Raw genomic sequence first — 16,648 nt, forward strand, 5'->3', positions numbered from 1 at the left:
CCCCACCCCCCCCGCCCCCCCCCCCCCCCCCCCCCCCCCCCCCGCCCCCCCCCGCCGCCCCCCCGCCCCCCCCCCCCCCCCCCCCCCCCCCCCCCCCCCCCCCGCGCCCCCCGCCCCCCCCCCCCCCCCCCCCCCCCCCCCGGGCCCCGCGCCCCCTTTTGTGCCCCCTCGCGGTGTGCGGGCCGGTGCGAGCGCAACCGGCCCGTGACACCGTGGAGTTCGGGGAAAGAACGCGGAAACACCCGGTGGACCCCTTGTGCGCCCCCACACGGGCTCGCCCCGTTCATCTTCCGGTGGGCGTCCTCCGCTCCGCCGGGGAGTCCGGCACCGTCCCGACGCCACGCGCGCGCAGTGGCGCCATGGCCCGGCCGATCCGGTCCGCAGAGGGCCCGGCCCTCGCCCAACAGGCCCTGACCTGCGGTGATTCCATGCGCGGCCGAGGGCCCATGCAGGACGCGCCGATCGGCGCAAGCCCTCTGCCGGACACGGTCGCGTGACTTGCAGGACACACTCGGGCAACGGAAGCGTCTTCAACTCTTGACACCCACCCCCTTGAGGCAGCAATCTTCCGGCATCAGCGCATGGGAGCGCTCCCATATCGAACGACGTTTTTCGCTCGTACGGGGACGGCACCGCCCATGTCCTCTCCGTACCACCGGCACCCGCACCCACCAGCGCGAATGCCGAGCAGATCGCACGCCAGTCCCACTTTGGAACCGCCAGTCCCACCCTGGAACAAGGAGTAGTGGAATGCGCATCACCCGCACCGTCGCAGGTCGAAGCCGCAGAACCGCCATCATGGCCACCACGGGCCTCACGGCCGCCGCCCTGCTGCTGACCGGCTGCGGCGATTCCGGCTCGGATTCCGACGAGGCCGACGCGGACGGGAACATCACCCTGACGATCGCCGACTTCGGACAGTTCGGGTACAAGGAGGCGAAGCTCTTCGAGAAGTACCACGAGCTCCACCCGAACATCACCGTCAAGGCGAACACCGCCTCCGAGGAGCCGGTCTACTACACCAAGTTCCTCCAGCAGCTCAACACGGGCAGCGGCCTGGCCGACATCCAGGGCATCGAGGTCGGCCGCGTCAAGGAGCTCGTCGACACCAAGGCGGACGCCTTCGCCGACCTGTCCAAGGTCGTCGACACCAGCCAGTGGGTGAACTGGAAGGCGCTTCAGGCGACCACCGACGACGGCAAGGTCATAGGCGCCGGCACCGACATCGGCCCGATGTCCATCTGCTACCGCCGTGACCTGTTCGAGAAGGCCGGACTGCCCACCGACCGCGAGGAAGTCGCCGCCAAGCTCACCGGCGGCTGGGAGGACTACCTCAAGCTCGGTGAGGAGTACAAGAAGAAGGCCCCCAAGGGCACCTACTTCATGGACTCCGCCAGCGCCATGTACAACGGCGTGGTCAGCTCCAACTCGGAGCAGTACTACGCGAAGAACGGCGACCCGATCTACAAGGAGAGCGCCGGCGTCAAGGCGGGCTGGAAGCTCGCCTCCGAGGCCGTCGACAAGAAGCTGACCCAGGGCCTGGCCCAGTTCCAGGACCCGTGGAAGGCCGCTCTGCGCCAGGGCACCATGGCCACCGTCGCCTGCCCCGCGTGGATGGCCGCCCAGATCGCCGAGTACTCCGGTGACGAGTACAAGGGCAAGTGGGACATCACCCGCGCCCCGGGTGACACGGCGGCGAACTGGGGCGGTTCGTTCCTCTCCGTGCCCGCCAAGGGCAAGCACGTCAAGGAAGCGGGCGAGCTCGTCAAGTGGCTGACCGCGCCGGAGCAGCAGGCCGCCGTGTTCAAGGCCGCCGGCCTCTTCCCGTCGAACAAGGGCGCCTTCCAGCTGGAGGACGTGAAGACCGCCGAGCTGGAGTACTTCAACAACGCCCCCATCGGCGCGATCTACGCCGACGAGGCCAACGCCATCCCCGCCGCGGTCCTCGGCCCGAAGGACGGCAACATCAAGGACGAGTTCGGCAAGCAGATCAACAACATGGAGCAGCGGGGCACCAAGCCTGACGCCGCCTGGGACGCCGCCATCGAAGCCATCGGCAAGATCACCGGCTGATCCTCCGCCGGTGCGGGCGGCGGGGACGTCTTCCACGCGTCCCCGCCGCCCGCGCCGGTGCCGGTCCACCCGCCGGCACGAGCACCCTCCGACACACGCATCCGACCTGGCACAGGCCCGGCCTGCCCCTGCGGTGTCGGTACACCCAGGGAAGGACTCCCACCCGTGGCAACCACGACCCCCACCCGGAGCGCGCACGGCCCCCAGGGCGGCCGACGCGCTCCGAAGCCCATGACCGCCGGCCGCCAGGCGTGGCGTAGCCGGCTCTGGCGCTTCGACGACAAGGCATCGCCGTACGCCTATATCGCCCCGTTCTTCCTGGTCTTCGGCGCCTTCGGGCTGTATCCGCTGGTCTATACCGGCTGGATCGCCCTGCACAAGGTGGAGATGACCGGCCTCGACCAGATGGAATGGGTCGGCTGGGGCAACTTCAGCACCATCCTCCAGGACTCCGAGTTCTGGACCGCGGTCACCAACACCTTCGTCATCGGCGTCATCTCGACCGTCCCGCAGCTGATGATCGCGCTCGGCCTGGCCCACCTGCTGAACTACAAGCTGCGCGCCAGCACCTTCTGGCGCACGGTGATCCTCACCCCGTACGCGACCTCGGTGGCCTCCGCGGCCCTCGTCTTCGCCCTGGTGTTCCGGGCGGACGGCGGCCTGCTGAACTGGGTCCTCGGATTCTTCGGCGCCGGTGAGACGAACTGGGTCAACGGCCACTGGACGTCCAACATCGCCATCGCCGTCATCGTGATCTGGCGCTGGACGGGCTACAACACGCTGATCTACCTCGCCGCCATGCAGGCCGTCCCGTCCGATCTGTACGAAGCCGCGTCGCTCGACGGCGCCTCGCGCTGGCAGCAGTTCCGCAACGTGACGATCCCGGCGCTGCGGCCGACGATCCTCTTCACGATCGTCATCTCGACCATCGGCTCGATGCAGCTCTTCGGGGAGCCGCTCCTGCTGGAGGGGGGCATCAACGGCGCGACGGGCGGTACCGAGCACCAGTACGAGACGCTCAGCATCTACCTCTACAACTACGGCTGGAACCTCGGGCACCTCGGTATGTCCGCCGCGGTCGCCTGGGCCATGCTCGTCCTGCTGCTGCTCATTGCCGCGATCAACTGGCTCGTCGGGCGCTTCGTGCGCAAGTCCGAGGCCTGACGGGGAGCGATACACATGACCACCACCAGCACCGTCACCGCGCCGGACCACCGCCGCGTCTCCAGGGCCACCGTCGGCAAGGAGCCCCCGCGCCGCCGCTTCAAGCCCGGCGCCGGCCGTCAGCACCACGCCGGCCCCTTCGCCTACTTCGCGCTCGCCGTGGTCGGCATCGGCTCGCTGTTCCCGCTGTACTGGACGCTCGTGGCCGCGTCCCGCACCCAGGACGAGATCCTGGACCCCACCCCGCCGCTCTTCCCGGGCGGGAACCTGTTCCACAATCTCCAGGCGGCCTGGGAGCAGGCCCACCTCGGCAAGGCCATCGTCAACACGGTGATCGTGTCCGCCAGCATCACGCTGGCGACCCTGTTCTTCTGCACCCTGGCCGGTTACGCCTTCGCCAAGATGCGCTTCAAGGGCCGTGGGGCACTGATGACAGCGGTCATCGCCACGCTGACGATCCCGCCGCAGCTCAGCGTCGTACCGCTGTTCATGATGATGTCGGACATCGGCTGGGGCGGTCAGCTGGAGTCGGTGATCTTCCCGACCCTGGTGAGCGCGTTCGGTGTGTTCTTCATGCGCCAGTACCTCCTGGAGGCGCTGCCGTACGAACTCATCGAGGCGGGCCGGGTGGACGGGGCGAACAACCTCCGCATCGTGTGGAGCATCGTGCTTCCGGTCGCCCGACCGGCCATGATGGTCCTCGGCATGCTCACCTTCGTCCAGGCGTGGAACGACTTCTTCTGGCCCTACCTCGCGCTGAGCCAGGACAACCCCACCATCCAGGTCGCCCTCGGTCAGCTGAGCGCGTCCTACGTGCCCGACCAGAGCATCGTGATGGCCGGCGCGCTGATCAGCACCCTGCCGCTGCTCGTCGTCTTCGTGATCTTCGGCAAGCAGATCGTCGGGGGCATCATGTCCGGCGCCGTCAAGGGCTGACCCGCCGGTCCCTCGCGGTGCGAGCCCGGCCGCTCCGTACGGCCTGTACCTGACCACAGGCCGTACGGTTGCCGGGTCCCGCACTTCCCCGTCCTCGTCCCTCCACCCCCATGGGAGCGCTCCCGCATGACAGCCGTACGACCCGACACCACCCCGAAGCAGGCGCCCGGGACACAGTTCCCCACGGGCTTCATCTGGGGCGCGGCGACCGCCTCGTACCAGGTCGAGGGCGCCGCCGCCGAGGACGGCCGCACGCCGTCCATCTGGGACACCTTCAGCCGTACCCCCGGCAAGGTCCGCAACGGCGACACCGGTGACATCGCCGCCGACCACTACCACCGCTACCGCGACGACGTCGCGCTCATGAAGCAGCTCGGGCTGAAGGCGTACCGCTTCTCCGTCTCCTGGTCCCGGGTCCAGCCCACCGGACGCGGCCCCGCCGTCGAGCGCGGCCTGGACTTCTACCGCAAGCTCGTCGACGAGCTGTTGGACGCCGGCATCATGCCCGTCGCCACCCTCTACCACTGGGACCTTCCCCAGGAGCTGGAGGACGCCGGTGGCTGGCCCGAGCGCGTGACCGCCGACCGCTTCGCCGACTACGCCGCGATCGTCTCGGGCGCTCTCGGCGACCGCGTCGGCATGTGGACCACCCTCAACGAGCCGTGGTGCTCGGCCTACCTCGGCTACGGCTCCGGCGTGCACGCGCCCGGCCGCACCGAGCCCGCAGCGGCGCTGCAGGCGGCCCATCACCTCAACCTCGCCCATGGCCGGGCGATCGAGGTTCTGCGCACCCAACTCCCCGCTTCCGCGCAGACCTCGGTCACCCTCAATCTCCACCAGGTCCGCCCGCTCACCGGCAGCGAGGCCGACGCGGACGCCGCGCGCCGCATCGACGCGGTCGGCAACCGGGTCTTCACCGGCCCGATGCTGCGGGGGGAGTACCCCGAGGACCTGATCACCGACACCTCGCACCTGGTGGACTGGTCGAAGCTGGTCAGGGACGGCGACCTCGCCACCATCTCGCGCCCGGTCGACGCCCTCGGGATCAACTACTACACCCCGACACTGGTCTCCACCCCGGTGGAAGGCGCCAGTTATGCGCGCAGCGACGCCCACGGCACCAGCGCGCACTCCCCGTGGCCCGGATCCGAGCACGTGGCCTTCCACCTCGCCGAGGGGAAGGAGCGCACCGCGATGGACTGGTCGATCGACCCCGACGGGCTCTACAACCTCCTCATGGACACCCACCGCGACCACCCGGGCCTCCCGCTCATGGTCACGGAGAACGGCGCCGCCTTCGACGACTACGTCTCGCCCGAGGGCAAGGTCGAGGACCCCGAGCGGGTCGCGTACCTCCACGGCCACCTCGACGCCGTACAGCGGGCCGTGGCCGACGGCGCGGACGTCCGCGGCTACTTCCTCTGGTCGCTGATGGACAACTTCGAGTGGGCGTACGGCTACTCGAAGCGCTTCGGCGCGGTGTACGTCGACTACGCCTCCCAGCGCCGGATCCCCAAGACGAGCGCCCACTGGTACTCCGACGTGATCCGCCGGCACGCGCTGCCTCCGGCCGGCACCGTCTGAGCCACCAGGACGAGAAGCGGGGCCCGGCACACCGCCGGGCCCCGCTTCTCGTTGCCCGCGTCCGGCCCGCCTTACCTGTTCGTCATCCGGACGACGTACGCTTGGGAGCGCTCCCAGGAATGTGGCGCCGCAGCGGACCGCTGGGGCCTTTCGTTTGGATCAGGCTGGATCAGGGAGCGGGGTCTGGTGCGTGCAGCTGCAAGGCGGAGGAGGGAATCAACGCGGAGCGTTGCCGACCGACGACAACGCCGCAGATGTGCGTGCCAGACCCCGCGAGCCCGGCCTGATCCAAACGAAAGGCCCTAGGTCCGGCCACGTGTCAAGGGATCGGCCGGTGGGACTTGGTTTGGCCAACCCGCTGTGAGAAATTGACCGCGAACGGGAGGCAGCCATGGCGGCAGCGCGAGTACGGAGTGGCGGGCGGCCCACGCTCGAAGAGGTAGCGGCCCGGGCCGGAGTGGGGCGGGGCACGGCCTCACGCGTCATCAACGGTTCGCCGCGGGTCAGCGCACAGACCAGGGAGGCCGTCGAGGCGGCGGTCGCCGAACTGGGTTACGTACCCAACCGGGCGGCCCGTGCCCTCGCCGGCAACCGGACGGACGCCATCGCGCTCGTCGTGCCCGAGTCCGAGACGCGGTTCTTCGCCGAGCCGTACTTCTCGGACATCGTGCGGGGCGTCGGGGCGGCCCTCGCCGACACGGAGATGCAGTTGCTGCTGACCCTCGCGGGCAACGACCGTGAGCGCCGCCGGCTGGCCCAGTACCTCACCGCGCACCGCGTCGACGGGGTGCTGCTGGTCTCCGTCCACGCCGACGACCCGCTGCCCGACCTCCTGGAGCAGCTCGGCATGCCCTCAGTGATCAGCGGTCGCAGGCACGCGGCAGAGACGCTGCCCTCCGTCGACTCCGACAACTTCGAGGGCGCCCGCGCCGCCGTCGACCACTTCATATCGCGAGGCCGCCGCAGCATCGCCACGATCACCGGACGCCTGGACGTCTACGGCGCGCAGCGCCGCCTCGACGGTTACCGCAAGGCCATCGCCACGGCCGGCCTCGACCCCGACGAACGACTGATCGCCCCCGCCGACTTCAGCGAGGAGGGCGGCGCCCGCGCCATGCGGGAGCTGCTGGAGCGACGCCCCGACGTCGACGCGGTCTTCGCCGCCTCCGACGTGATGGCCGCGGGCGCCCGCCAGGTCCTGCGCGAGTCCGGCCGCCGCATCCCGGACGACGTGGCCCTGATCGGCTTCGACGACTCGGCGGTGGCCCGCCACATGGACCCGCCCCTGACGAGCGTGCGCCAGCCGATCGAGGAGATGGGCCGCACGATGACCCGCGTCCTGCTCCAGGAGATCGCGAACCGCGCGTCCGGCGACGGCGCCCAGGAACGCCCGAGGATCGTGCTCCCCACGGAACTGGTGGTACGCGAGTCGTCCTGAGGCGTGCCGTAGGCCGCCATCCGGGCCGACCGCGCGTGAGAAAGGAGGGCCGACAGTGGTCTGTCGGCCCTCCTGGGGGATGTGTCCCGCGGTCCGGTCAGATCCGGCCGCCGGTGAGGCGGGTGATCGGGCCGGCGTGGGTCCTGGCCGTCTGGCGGCCCAGGGCGAACGCGCCGCCCACCAGGCCGCCGAGTCCTGCCGCTGCGCCCACCGCTATGGCCTTGCGGTGCTTGACGACGGTCCACGCGGTGGTCGCCGTCGAGGTCACCTTGCCGGCGGTGTCGAGGACGGTCTGGCGTCCCGTGTCCCAGCCGGCCGCGGCGGCCCGCTTCGTGGCCAGGCCGGCCGACCGTACTCCGGACTCCGCCGACGTGGCGGCGTCCTGGGCGGACGACTTGGCCTTCGTGGCTGCGACCGCCGAGCCGGACTTGGCCTGGTTGCCGGCTGCCGCCGTGGTCCGTCGCCCCTTGGCGGCGGCCGTCCTGGCACCCGTACCGGCCTTAGCCGCAGAACCGTTTGCCTTCTTGGTCTCTTCGCTCTCTGCAGTCATGGTGTTCGTGTTACCTCTCGATTCGGGTCGAAACGGAGCGGTGGAATTCAGCCGGAATCACGTGGAAGCAGTGAACCCAGCGGCCCCAGGTCCAAGTTGAGGTCCTCCATGGTGAGGTCGTAGCGCTCGCAGAGCTCCGCCATACGGTCCTGGAGGATCATCAGGGTCATGCCGATCCGCTCCTCCTGGTCCTCACGGAGATCGCCCACGTCCACCCGGTGCAGAGCGGTGCGCTCCATGAGCTGACGCAGCAGTTCGACGATGGTCAGCACCAGCTTGATGAGGTCGCGTTCGACCGTCTCGGGGTCCGTCTTCAGGCGCTGTGCCACTCCGTCGCGCGTGCCCGGCTCATCGGGTCCCGCGGGTACGAGATCGAAGGCGTGGGCCGCGGCCTGTGCGACCTCCTGGAGGCTCGTCGCCCGTTCGGGCGGCGGTGTCTCACCGGGTTGCCCGGCCATCGACTGCTCCTTCCTCTCTCGCCGTTGCTGTGCCGGTCGGTCGCGGAGCGCTCACCACGGCGCCGGTTCGTCCGACGTGACCGACCGGATCACGGCTCTCAGATTGATGTGCACCAGGTCGACGTCGGCGACGGAGAGGACGAGGTCGCCCGTGAGCACCGCCCCTCCGTTCAGCAGCCGGTCCAGCAGGTCGATGAGCGCCACCTGGCGCCCGGCCAGCGACTCGACCGAGTCCTCGCTCATCGCGGCTCACCCTCGGCCGCCGCGGGCGGGGTCGCGAAGGAGTACGGCGCCCACGGGCCGGTGATCTCGACGCGTACGCCCGGTACGTCGTCGGCGAGCCCCGAGAGGGCGGCGCGGAACGCGTCGGCCTGGGCGTCCTGGACGAGGTAGGCGTCGTTCAGGATGTTCTCGCCCGCCGCCCGGGCGAGGTCGCCCTGTTGCGGGCGGTGCGTGACGTGCGCCCTGGCGATGCCGTCCACCCGGGCGGGCACCTCGGCGGCCACCGAACCCGCCGCCCGGTACGTCTCCCGGTGGTTGCGCTGCTGGCTGCGGCGCCTCTGCAGATAGGCCCGGCCCGGGCTCGCCGCCGTGTCCGTCTCCGGTGCCCGGCCGCCCGCGGCGACCGCCTCACGCGGGTCGGCGTAGATCTTCACGCCGAGTTCGACGTGCCCTTCGAGGCGGGCGAGCAGCGCGGAGAACTCCGGCTCGCGTGCGCCCAGCATCTCGCCGACCCGTCCGTCGTCCAGGTAGACCGTCACCAGGCGCATGGGCAGGACGGCCGCGTGCTCGTACGCCGCCTCGACGACCGCGTGGTGGGTACGGGCCAGCACTTCGAGCCGGGCGAGATCCTCCATCTGCGCCTTCACGCCCTCGGTGCCGTACGAGGCGGAGGGCACCGAGGAGACCAGGGCGGCGAGCTCCCCGGCCCGGACCGTCCGCAGAGGGGCTCCCTCCAGGCCGGGCCGGCCGGCGAGTGCCGTCTCCACCGGGGTTCCGGCCCGGCAGACGGCGTAGACGTAGGACATCTCCGGGCCCGTCCCCGGGGCCGCTTCCGCAGTCACTTCGACTTCCCGCCTTCCTCGGTCTCCGTCTCCGGCTCCGCCCGCCCGGGCAGCGCCTCCTGGCCCGCCCCGGCGGCCGACGCGGCCGGCAGCCCCACGGCCGCCCTCAGCTCGGCTATCTCGGCCCGCAGCCGCGCGTTCTCCGCCTCCACCGCCGACGCGTCCTGCGACCCGCCGACCACCTGGGACGTCTGCTGCGGGCGGGCCTTGGAGGAGAGCGACGGGTCGTGCTCCCACCAGTCGATGCCCATCTCCTTGGCCTTGTCCACGGACGCGACCAGCAGGCGCAGCTTGATCGTCAGGAGTTCGATGTCGAGCAGATTGATCTTGATGTCACCCGCGATGACGATGCCCTTGTCCAGGACACGTTCGAGGATGTCGGCAAGATTCGCGGAGGACTGCTGCTGGCCGTACGGGGACGCGGCCGAAGAGGCCCCCATGCGGCCGGCCAGTGAGTCGGACACGTCGGATCAGTCCCATCGGTGCTGTAGGCGGAGCGGGTCAGCTGCGGGCGGAGGCGGTACGGCGGCGCCGGGCGCGCGGGGCCGGCTCCTCCGCTTCTTCTTCCTCGACCTCGTCCTCGTCCTCGTCCTCAAGAGGCTCCTCCTCCGCGTCCTCGTCCTCGTAGGCGTCCTCGGCGGGGGACTCGTCGGCGGGGGCTTCCTCCTCCCCGTCCTCGTCGTCCTCCTCGTACGCCTCGTCCTCCGGGGGGAGTTCGCCGTCCTCGTCAGCCTCGTCGGCGTCCTCGGCGTCGTACTCCGCGGCGGCGTCCTCGTCGTTCCCCGACTCGGACTCCTCCGCCTCCTCGGAGCCGTTCTCCTCCTCGGCGCGGGCCTCTTCCTCCTCGACGGCCTCGTCGTGGTCCACCACGACCTCCCCGTCGCGGATCTCACCGCGCCAGCCGTCCGTCGCCTCACCGCGCATCATGATGAACTTGCGGTAGAGCTTCAGATCGAGGCGGGCCCGACGGCCCTGGGCACGCCAGATGTTCCCCGTCTTCTCGAACAGCCCCTTGGGGAAGTACTCGATGACGAGCAGGACCCGTGTCAGGTCGTCGGTGATCGCGTGGAACGTCACCACTCCCTTGACGGTTCCCTTGGCACCCTCGGTGGTCCAGGTGATGCGCTCGTCCGGCACCTGCTCGGTGACGTTCGCCTTCCAGCTACGCGTGGACTTGGCGACCTTCACCTTCCAGTTGCTGCTGGTGTCGTCGGACTTCTCGACACTCACGACGCCCTTGGCGAAGGTGCTGAACTCCTGGAACTGCGTCCACTGGTCGTAGGCCTCGCGCACCGGCACACCGACGTCGATGTCCTCGGAGATCGTGACGCTCTTCGACTTTCCTCCGCCGCCCTTGCGGCCCTTGCCGAACAGGCCCTTGACCTTGTCCTTGAGGGCGTCCTTCACATGGGAGGCACCGGCGCTGAGAGCGGCCTGGGCCGGCGACTTGCCCTCGCTGAGGGCCTGGCCGCCCTTGGCGAGCGTCTTCACCGCACCGCCGGGGGCGTCCTTGCCGTCCGCGAGCTTGCCGACCCCCTCGCCCAGCTTGTGGCCGAGGCTGGTCACCGCGTGCTGCGTCCGGGCCTTGAGGTAGTTCTGGAGCTCTTCCTTGAGACGGTCGGTGGCGGGGTTGTTCGCCACGTCGTCCTTGAGCTTGCTGAACGCGGAGTCAGCCATTGCTGCCACCCCGGTCCCGGCGCGCGTTCGACGAGGCCGACCTGCGGGCCCCGGAGGCGGCCTTACGGGTGGCCGGAGCGGCCTTCTTCCGGGCGCCACCGGTGGACTTGGCCGTCTTCCTGGCCGCCGTCTTCTTGGCCGCCGTACGGCGCGGGGCCGGCTTCTCCTCCGTACCCTCGTCGTCGTCCTCGGCGTCGTCGCGCTCGTCGTCCCGCGCGGCCGGGGCGTCGTCGTCCTCTGCCTCGGCGTCGTCATCGGGCCGGTCGTCCTTGGCCTGCGCGGCGGACGGGTCCTCGAGTTCGAGGGTGCGCTGGTGCAGGGAGTCGGCGAGGCCGGTCGCCCGCTGGGTGAGGGCGTTGGTGGCGGCCGTCTTCGTGGCGCCCACCAGCTCCTTGCGGACCTGATCGCTGACACCGCCGAGGAGCGGGGATTCGGCCAGCATCCTGCCGAGCTGCTTCGGGTCCAGGCTCAGCTTCTTGCCTGCCAGGAACATTCCGAAGCCGATGGCGAGTTTGGCCTTCTTGGTACGTCCCAGTAGGTATCCACCCACCAGGGCCGCACCTATCTTCGCGTTGCCGGTCATCTGTCGAGCACCTCAATCTCCTGCGATCAAGAATTTTCGTTGAGACGTCGCTGGTAGGCCTCGCATTCTTCGAGCCAGTCCAGCAATTCGTCCTCGCGACGGTCGAATTCTTCCTCGTCGATATTCCCGTTCAGCAGTTCACGTTCCAGCTCGGCCAGTTGCGTACGGACGGGCCCAGGGTCGTAGTGCTCGCGCTCTGCGGCCAGCACCACTTGATCGAGGACCCATGCCGTGCCGCGTACCGGGGCCAGCGGAAAGGTGAGCAGTTGCGTGACGAGGCCCATGAAAGGTGCCTCCACTCCTCGACGGAACGTTCGTCGGACGATTTACGTCAGACGAAGCTGTAGGGCGGAAGAGGGCCGTTCAGGGAGAACGTGTAGTCGTCACCCCTGCGCTCGGCCTCCTCGTGGACCGCCTGGGAAAAAGCGGCCGCCTCGTCGCGCCGGACGAGAAAGGACACATTCAGGAAGTGCGTCTTCGTGGGCTCGCCCTCGGAGACCTTTTCCGCGGCGGACGCCAGCGACTGCGCCACGTCCTTCGCCGCCGCTCCCTGGCGTGCCTGGACCTCCTGCGACACGAGTTCGCCTAGGGCCATCTTCTCGTTCTGCGCCCCCGGGTTCTCCCGGGTGTACTCGCTGAGCCGCCTGGCCTCCGCCGACTCCGTGAGGATCTCCCGCAGCAGGCTCTCCTCCTCGCGCGAGACCTTCAGGTTGTACTCGAGCCGGCCGTCCAGCTCGGTCAGGCGGGCCGTGTAGCTGTCCTTGCCCTGGTCGAGCGCGGCACGTACCTGCTCGTCGTCGGGGCCCACGAGACCGAACCGCATCGGCAGCGCCGCGCCGTCGGCCATCAGCCGCTCCAGCACGCTCTGGTGGGCGACGAGATCCCGTCGCTTCGCCCGCAGATCGGCCGGTGTGTCGCTGACCACCGCTCCCAGCTCCCGCGTCTTCACGGTCCGCAGGTCGGCCGCGGGCTCACCGACACCGGACAGGCCGTCCAGCCGCAGTGGGTGATCGGCCGAGGTGATGGCGTAGATGTAGGTCGGCATGGGTTACTCCTCCCGCCGCTGGGTGGACCGGCGGCTGCTGCTCGAAGCGGAGGTCTTGCGTGCCGGCCGCTTCTCCTTCTCCTTGTCGTCGTCGGAGTCGTCACGGCCGCTCTGGAAGGAGTCCGTGAAGGCCTCGACGGCGCCGGTCAGCGCCCCTTTCGACTTGCCCTTGGCGCCGCTCTCCATCGTGTCCCCGACGATGTCGGTGAGCTGGGCCGGAGCCTTGCGGCCCGACTCCAGGTCCAGTCGGTTGCACGCCTCGGCGAAGCGCAGATACGTGTCCACGCTGGCCACGACGACACGTACGTCGATCTTGAGGATCTCGATTCCGACGAGCGAGACACGAATGAAGGCATCGATGACGAGCCCCCTGTCGAGAATGAGCTCGAGAACGTCGTAGAGATTTCCGGAACCGCCTCCGCTGCTGTTGGAGGCATTGCTCTGCTGTACGAGACTCATGGTCGGTCTTCCTTCCAATGAGTGGTGGTGCGCGGTACGGATTCTCGGTGAAGTGGCCGACTCAGCGGTCGACCTGCCCTCGCGAGTACCGTCGAATTCGTTCGTAGCCCACGAGTTGGCCCTGACCGTCGAGCCTCACCTGATAGGAGGCCATCACGCTCATGGTGTCCGGGATCTTCTCGATCTCGACGACTTCCACGTGCGCCGTCCAGCCTTCTTCCGTCGCATTCAGCGAGGAGACCGAATCGGGTGCACGCTGGAGGAGCTGGGCGAGTTGTTCGGCCGCGCTCCGCATTGCCGTGGAGACATCGATCCGGTCCTTTCCGCCACCGCCGCCGTGATCGCTCTTGGTGTTTTCGGTCGTCGCCATGTGTTCACCTGCCGCGCGTCATCGTGGCTTCCTGTCGGCTTCGTTCGGTCAGCCATTCGTTCGGGATGCAGTGCGCGTGCCCATGAGACCCGAACGTATGCATGAACCCTCCGCACGCCTTCCGCACGCCTTCACACCGCCGACGCAAGAAGGCCCTGCCGCGTCGGGGGACAGCGCGGCAGGGCCCGTCGAACCGGGTGCCCGGCAGCCGGCCCGGCCATGCGGCACGAGGGGGTGTGTGGCGCGTGTCACCGCGTCCGCAGGCGACGGCCGCGGGACATCCGGCGTGGAAGATGATCACGAGCCTGCCGGGCCGGCCTGTCGCCGGGCTGCTCCCTCGCCGTCAGCGCGATCATGACGCTCGTCGTGCCGCGGAAGGCGGGCCCCACGACGAAGAAAGCCCCTGACCTGTGTTTTCACAGGTCAGGGGCTTTCCCTGAGAGGGTGAGTAACGGGACTTGAACCCGCGACATCCTGGACCACAACCAGGTGCTCTGCCAGCTGAGCTATACCCACCATGTCGCCCGGTCGCTTTCCTGACCGGCCGAGAAAAAGTGTACAGGGTCCGAGCGGGTGCTCGCGCCCCAGTTCCTCCGGAGCGGCGTACCGGCGGTACACGGGCCCCGGAGGGCCCGTGACCAGCGGTTGTGCCGTTACTGGCCGGCGGCCGGCGTGTGGCGCGCCGCGATCTCCTTGGCGCGGGCCGAGTCCGGGCCGGGCTGCGGCACGAAGACCGCGTCCCGGTAGTAACGCAGCTCCGTGATGGAGTCACGGATGTCGGCCAGCGCCCGGTGGTTGCCGTTCTTGTCCGGACTGTTGAAGTACGCCCTCGGGTACCAGCGGCGTGCCAGCTCCTTGACCGAGGACACATCGACGATCCGGTAGTGGAGGTAACCCTCCAGCGACGGCATGTCACGCGCCAGGAAGCCCCGGTCGGTGCCGACCGAGTTCCCGCAGAGCGGGGCCTTGCCCGGCTCCTTCACGTGCTCGCGGATGTAGGCCATGACCCGCTCCTCCGCGTCGGCCAGGGTCGTGCCCCCGGCCAGCTCGTCGAGGAGGCCCGAGGCGGTGTGCATCTGCCGCACCACCTCGGGCATGGTCTCCAGGGCCGCGTCCGGCGGGCGGATCACGATGTCCACCCCGTCGCCGAGCACGTTCAGTTCCGAGTCGGTGACCAGCGCGGCCACCTCGACGAGTGCGTCGTCCGTCAGCGAGAGCCCGGTCATCTCGCAGTCGATCCACACCATACGGTCGTTCATGGGCCCCACCCTACGGGGCGCTGCGGGGCCCCGGCAGGGCCGGGCGGCCCGGAGCATACGCCTCGGGACCCGGTCCGACACGCTCCGCGGGACCGCCGGGAGGGGCCGTCGCGGTGACCGGGGACGGGCCGGCCGAGGACGCCGCGGCGGCCCGCCGGCTCGACGCCGTGCCCTGGGCGGGCACGGACGTCTCCAGCACCGTCGAGACGCTCTCCAGTGCCCCGCCCTGCGGACGACGGGCCCGGTAGGCGGCCCGGTACGCGGCGGGGGAGGAGCCCAGCTGGCGGCGGAAGTGCCCGCGCAGCGCGACCGGCGAGCGGAAGCCGCAACGGCCCGCGACCTCGTCGACGGAGTAGTCGGAGGTCTCCAGGAGCCGCTGCGCCTGCAGCACGCGCTGGGTGATGAGCCACTGGAGCGGTGCGCTGCCCGTGAGCGAACGGAACCTGCGGTCGAAGGTCCGCCTGCTCATGTAGGCGCGCGCGGCCAGCGTCTCCACGTCGAACTGCTCGTGGAGGTGCTCCAGCGCCCAGGCCACGACCTCGGCGAGCGGGTCGGAGCCGATCTCCTCGGGTAAAGACCTGTCGAGGTAGCGCTCCTGGCCGCCACTGCGCCGCGGCGGTACGACGAGCCGGCGGGCCAGGGCCCCTGCCGCCTCCGTGCCGTGGTCGGTACGGACTATATGGAGGCACAGATCGATTCCGGCCGCCGTTCCGGCCGAGGTGAGCACATCGCCGTCGTCGACGAACAGCTCACGCGGATCGACGTGCACCGACGGATAGCGCTTGGCCAGCGTCGGCGCGTACATCCAGTGCGTGGTGGCCGGGCGGCCGTCCAGCAGGCCGGCCGCGGCGAGGACGAAGGCCCCCGTGCAGAGTCCGACGATGCGGGCACCCTCCTCATGGGCGCGGCGCAGCGCGTCCAGGGCCTCGGCGGGCGGCGGGGAGGTGATGGACCGCCAGGCGGGCACCACCACGGTGCCTGCCCTGCTGATCGCCTCCAGGCCGTACGGCGCGCTGAGTTCGAGGCCGCCGGTGGTGCGCAGCGGTCCTTCCTCGCCCCCGCAGACCAGCAGGCGGTATCGCGGAACTCCCGCGTCCTGCCGGTCGATTCCGAAAACTGAGAGCGGAATGGAGCTCTCGAAGATAGGGCCGCCACTGAACAGCAGTACGGCTACGACTTCCCGGCGTCGCCGCCCGGTCAGTTTCCGTGCGGCCTCCGTTGCGGTGGCGGAGTCCTGGCTCATGACGCTAAGCCCCCCTCGGTGTTCGCGTCTTCCTGGTCCCTACGGGCCTGTCGCTCCTGCACGTTTCCCCTCGGTCTCGCACGCGTCCCCAGTCCTCGACACTCATGATCGAATCTACTGCGTCCCGTGGTGCCGACGTGACACGTTCCCCCACCGGCACTATGTCGACAAGGCAACTTGGCGCGAAGCGTTCGATCACGAAGCGTTTCACCCGTGAGCCCCACAGGGAAGTGCGCATCGCGATCATGGCCGGGCGCCGTAGGGTCAAAGCGTACCGCGCGGTCTATTCCTGCCTGGTGGCACACAGGTCGGGTGCCTCTGAGGGCAAGGGAACAGGGTGGTGGCCAAGTTGGCTGAAAACCGATGGTTGCGTGCGCGTATTCCAGTCATGCGACCGGCGTACGCCCCCTGACCTCAGGAGCCTCCGTACGCCTCTGAAGCCTCTCGGGGCCGTCCCGACTCCGGATGTGGACGATGCGCAGTTGTCCGATGGCGGCGTGTGACGGTCCGGTCCGGAGGGGCGGGTGGCACATTCGGCCGCCCCGGCGGGTCCGGTGCGCGGGCCGGCCGGACGCGGTGACCGGAACCGGTAGCAGCGTCCACGAGCTGGATGTACGACGCAACCGGCATTGCCATACGGGGGTTGTGTCCGGCATGCTCCCTCCATCGCCGCCTGCGATGTGCGAGGGCTGGGCAGTGAAGGAGTGGCGCCGTACCCTTGGGGGTAGGGGGTTGGGAAGATGTT

18 protein-coding genes and 1 tRNA gene are annotated in these 16,648 nt (G+C 69.7%); 5 read left to right on the forward strand and 14 right to left on the reverse strand.

What is annotated here, in order from left to right:
* The first annotated feature begins 750 nt into the window (after window positions 1-750).
* The 5 genes from ACZ607_RS00005 to ACZ607_RS00025 all read left to right on the forward strand — a co-directional run bounded on the left by ACZ607_RS00005 (window position 751) and on the right by ACZ607_RS00025 (window position 7,195).
* The gene (locus tag ACZ607_RS00005; protein WP_469730129.1) at window positions 751-2,073 is read left to right on the forward strand and encodes an ABC transporter substrate-binding protein; all 1,323 of its coding nucleotides are present in this window, start codon (window positions 751-753) and stop codon (window positions 2,071-2,073) included.
* Between the two features lie 165 nt (window positions 2,074-2,238).
* Complete coding sequence (locus ACZ607_RS00010; RefSeq protein WP_469730131.1) at window positions 2,239-3,237, forward strand: carbohydrate ABC transporter permease; 999 nt, start codon at window positions 2,239-2,241, stop codon at window positions 3,235-3,237.
* A 15-nt stretch (window positions 3,238-3,252) separates the two neighbouring features.
* Window positions 3,253-4,173, forward strand: a complete 921-nt coding sequence (locus ACZ607_RS00015; protein WP_469730133.1) for a carbohydrate ABC transporter permease — start codon at window positions 3,253-3,255, stop codon at window positions 4,171-4,173.
* A 126-nt stretch (window positions 4,174-4,299) separates the two neighbouring features.
* The gene (locus tag ACZ607_RS00020; protein WP_469730134.1) at window positions 4,300-5,757 is read left to right on the forward strand and encodes a GH1 family beta-glucosidase; all 1,458 of its coding nucleotides are present in this window, start codon (window positions 4,300-4,302) and stop codon (window positions 5,755-5,757) included.
* Between the two features lie 391 nt (window positions 5,758-6,148).
* The gene (locus tag ACZ607_RS00025; protein ID WP_469730136.1) at window positions 6,149-7,195 is read left to right on the forward strand and encodes a LacI family DNA-binding transcriptional regulator; all 1,047 of its coding nucleotides are present in this window, start codon (window positions 6,149-6,151) and stop codon (window positions 7,193-7,195) included.
* A gap of 97 nt (window positions 7,196-7,292) precedes the next feature.
* Here ACZ607_RS00025 and ACZ607_RS00030 read toward each other — a convergent pair whose 3' ends face one another.
* From ACZ607_RS00030 to ACZ607_RS00095, 14 genes are all read right to left on the reverse strand, one after another.
* The gene (locus tag ACZ607_RS00030; RefSeq protein ID WP_469730138.1) at window positions 7,293-7,745 is read right to left on the reverse strand and encodes a hypothetical protein; all 453 of its coding nucleotides are present in this window, start codon (window positions 7,743-7,745) and stop codon (window positions 7,293-7,295) included.
* 47 nt (window positions 7,746-7,792) lie between these two features.
* Complete coding sequence (locus tag ACZ607_RS00035; RefSeq protein ID WP_469730140.1) at window positions 7,793-8,203, reverse strand: gas vesicle protein K; 411 nt, start codon at window positions 8,201-8,203, stop codon at window positions 7,793-7,795.
* Window positions 8,204-8,254: 51 nt separating this feature from the next.
* Window positions 8,255-8,446, reverse strand: a complete 192-nt coding sequence (locus ACZ607_RS00040) for a gas vesicle protein (protein ID WP_124276337.1) — start codon at window positions 8,444-8,446, stop codon at window positions 8,255-8,257.
* Window positions 8,443-9,267: a GvpL/GvpF family gas vesicle protein gene (locus ACZ607_RS00045; protein WP_469730142.1), complete on the reverse strand. Its 825-nt coding sequence runs from the start codon at window positions 9,265-9,267 to the stop codon at window positions 8,443-8,445. The genes ACZ607_RS00040 and ACZ607_RS00045 overlap by 4 nt, the downstream gene beginning before the upstream one ends.
* Window positions 9,264-9,731, reverse strand: coding sequence for a gas vesicle protein (locus ACZ607_RS00050; protein WP_469730144.1), 468 nt, complete (start codon window positions 9,729-9,731; stop codon window positions 9,264-9,266). Before ACZ607_RS00050 ends, ACZ607_RS00045 begins: the two co-directional genes overlap by 4 nt.
* A gap of 37 nt (window positions 9,732-9,768) precedes the next feature.
* Complete coding sequence (locus ACZ607_RS00055) at window positions 9,769-10,944, reverse strand: SRPBCC family protein (RefSeq protein WP_469730146.1); 1,176 nt, start codon at window positions 10,942-10,944, stop codon at window positions 9,769-9,771.
* Entirely contained in the window at window positions 10,937-11,527 is a 591-nt protein-coding gene (locus ACZ607_RS00060) for a hypothetical protein (protein WP_469730148.1), read from the reverse strand. The genes ACZ607_RS00055 and ACZ607_RS00060 overlap by 8 nt, the downstream gene beginning before the upstream one ends.
* A 26-nt stretch (window positions 11,528-11,553) precedes the next feature.
* A complete protein-coding gene (locus ACZ607_RS00065) occupies window positions 11,554-11,811 on the reverse strand; it encodes a gas vesicle protein GvpG (protein WP_469730150.1) in 258 nt (85 codons plus the stop codon).
* A 47-nt stretch (window positions 11,812-11,858) separates the two neighbouring features.
* Entirely contained in the window at window positions 11,859-12,572 is a 714-nt protein-coding gene (locus tag ACZ607_RS00070; RefSeq protein ID WP_469730152.1) for a GvpL/GvpF family gas vesicle protein, read from the reverse strand.
* Window positions 12,573-12,575: 3 nt separating this feature from the next.
* Complete coding sequence (locus ACZ607_RS00075; RefSeq protein WP_469730154.1) at window positions 12,576-13,031, reverse strand: gas vesicle structural protein GvpA; 456 nt, start codon at window positions 13,029-13,031, stop codon at window positions 12,576-12,578.
* Window positions 13,032-13,092: 61 nt separating this feature from the next.
* Window positions 13,093-13,401, reverse strand: a complete 309-nt coding sequence (locus tag ACZ607_RS00080) for a gas vesicle protein GvpO (RefSeq protein WP_469730156.1) — start codon at window positions 13,399-13,401, stop codon at window positions 13,093-13,095.
* 443 nt (window positions 13,402-13,844) lie between these two features.
* Window positions 13,845-13,917 (reverse strand) — tRNA-His (locus ACZ607_RS00085).
* Window positions 13,918-14,054: 137 nt separating this feature from the next.
* Entirely contained in the window at window positions 14,055-14,660 is a 606-nt protein-coding gene (gene orn, locus ACZ607_RS00090; RefSeq protein ID WP_099172745.1) for an oligoribonuclease, read from the reverse strand.
* 10 nt (window positions 14,661-14,670) lie between these two features.
* Window positions 14,671-15,903, reverse strand: coding sequence for a helix-turn-helix domain-containing protein (locus ACZ607_RS00095; protein ID WP_469730158.1), 1,233 nt, complete (start codon window positions 15,901-15,903; stop codon window positions 14,671-14,673).
* Window positions 15,904-16,648: the final 745 nt, after the last annotated feature.

Source organism: Streptomyces sp. NPDC104381 (assembly GCF_055583745.1).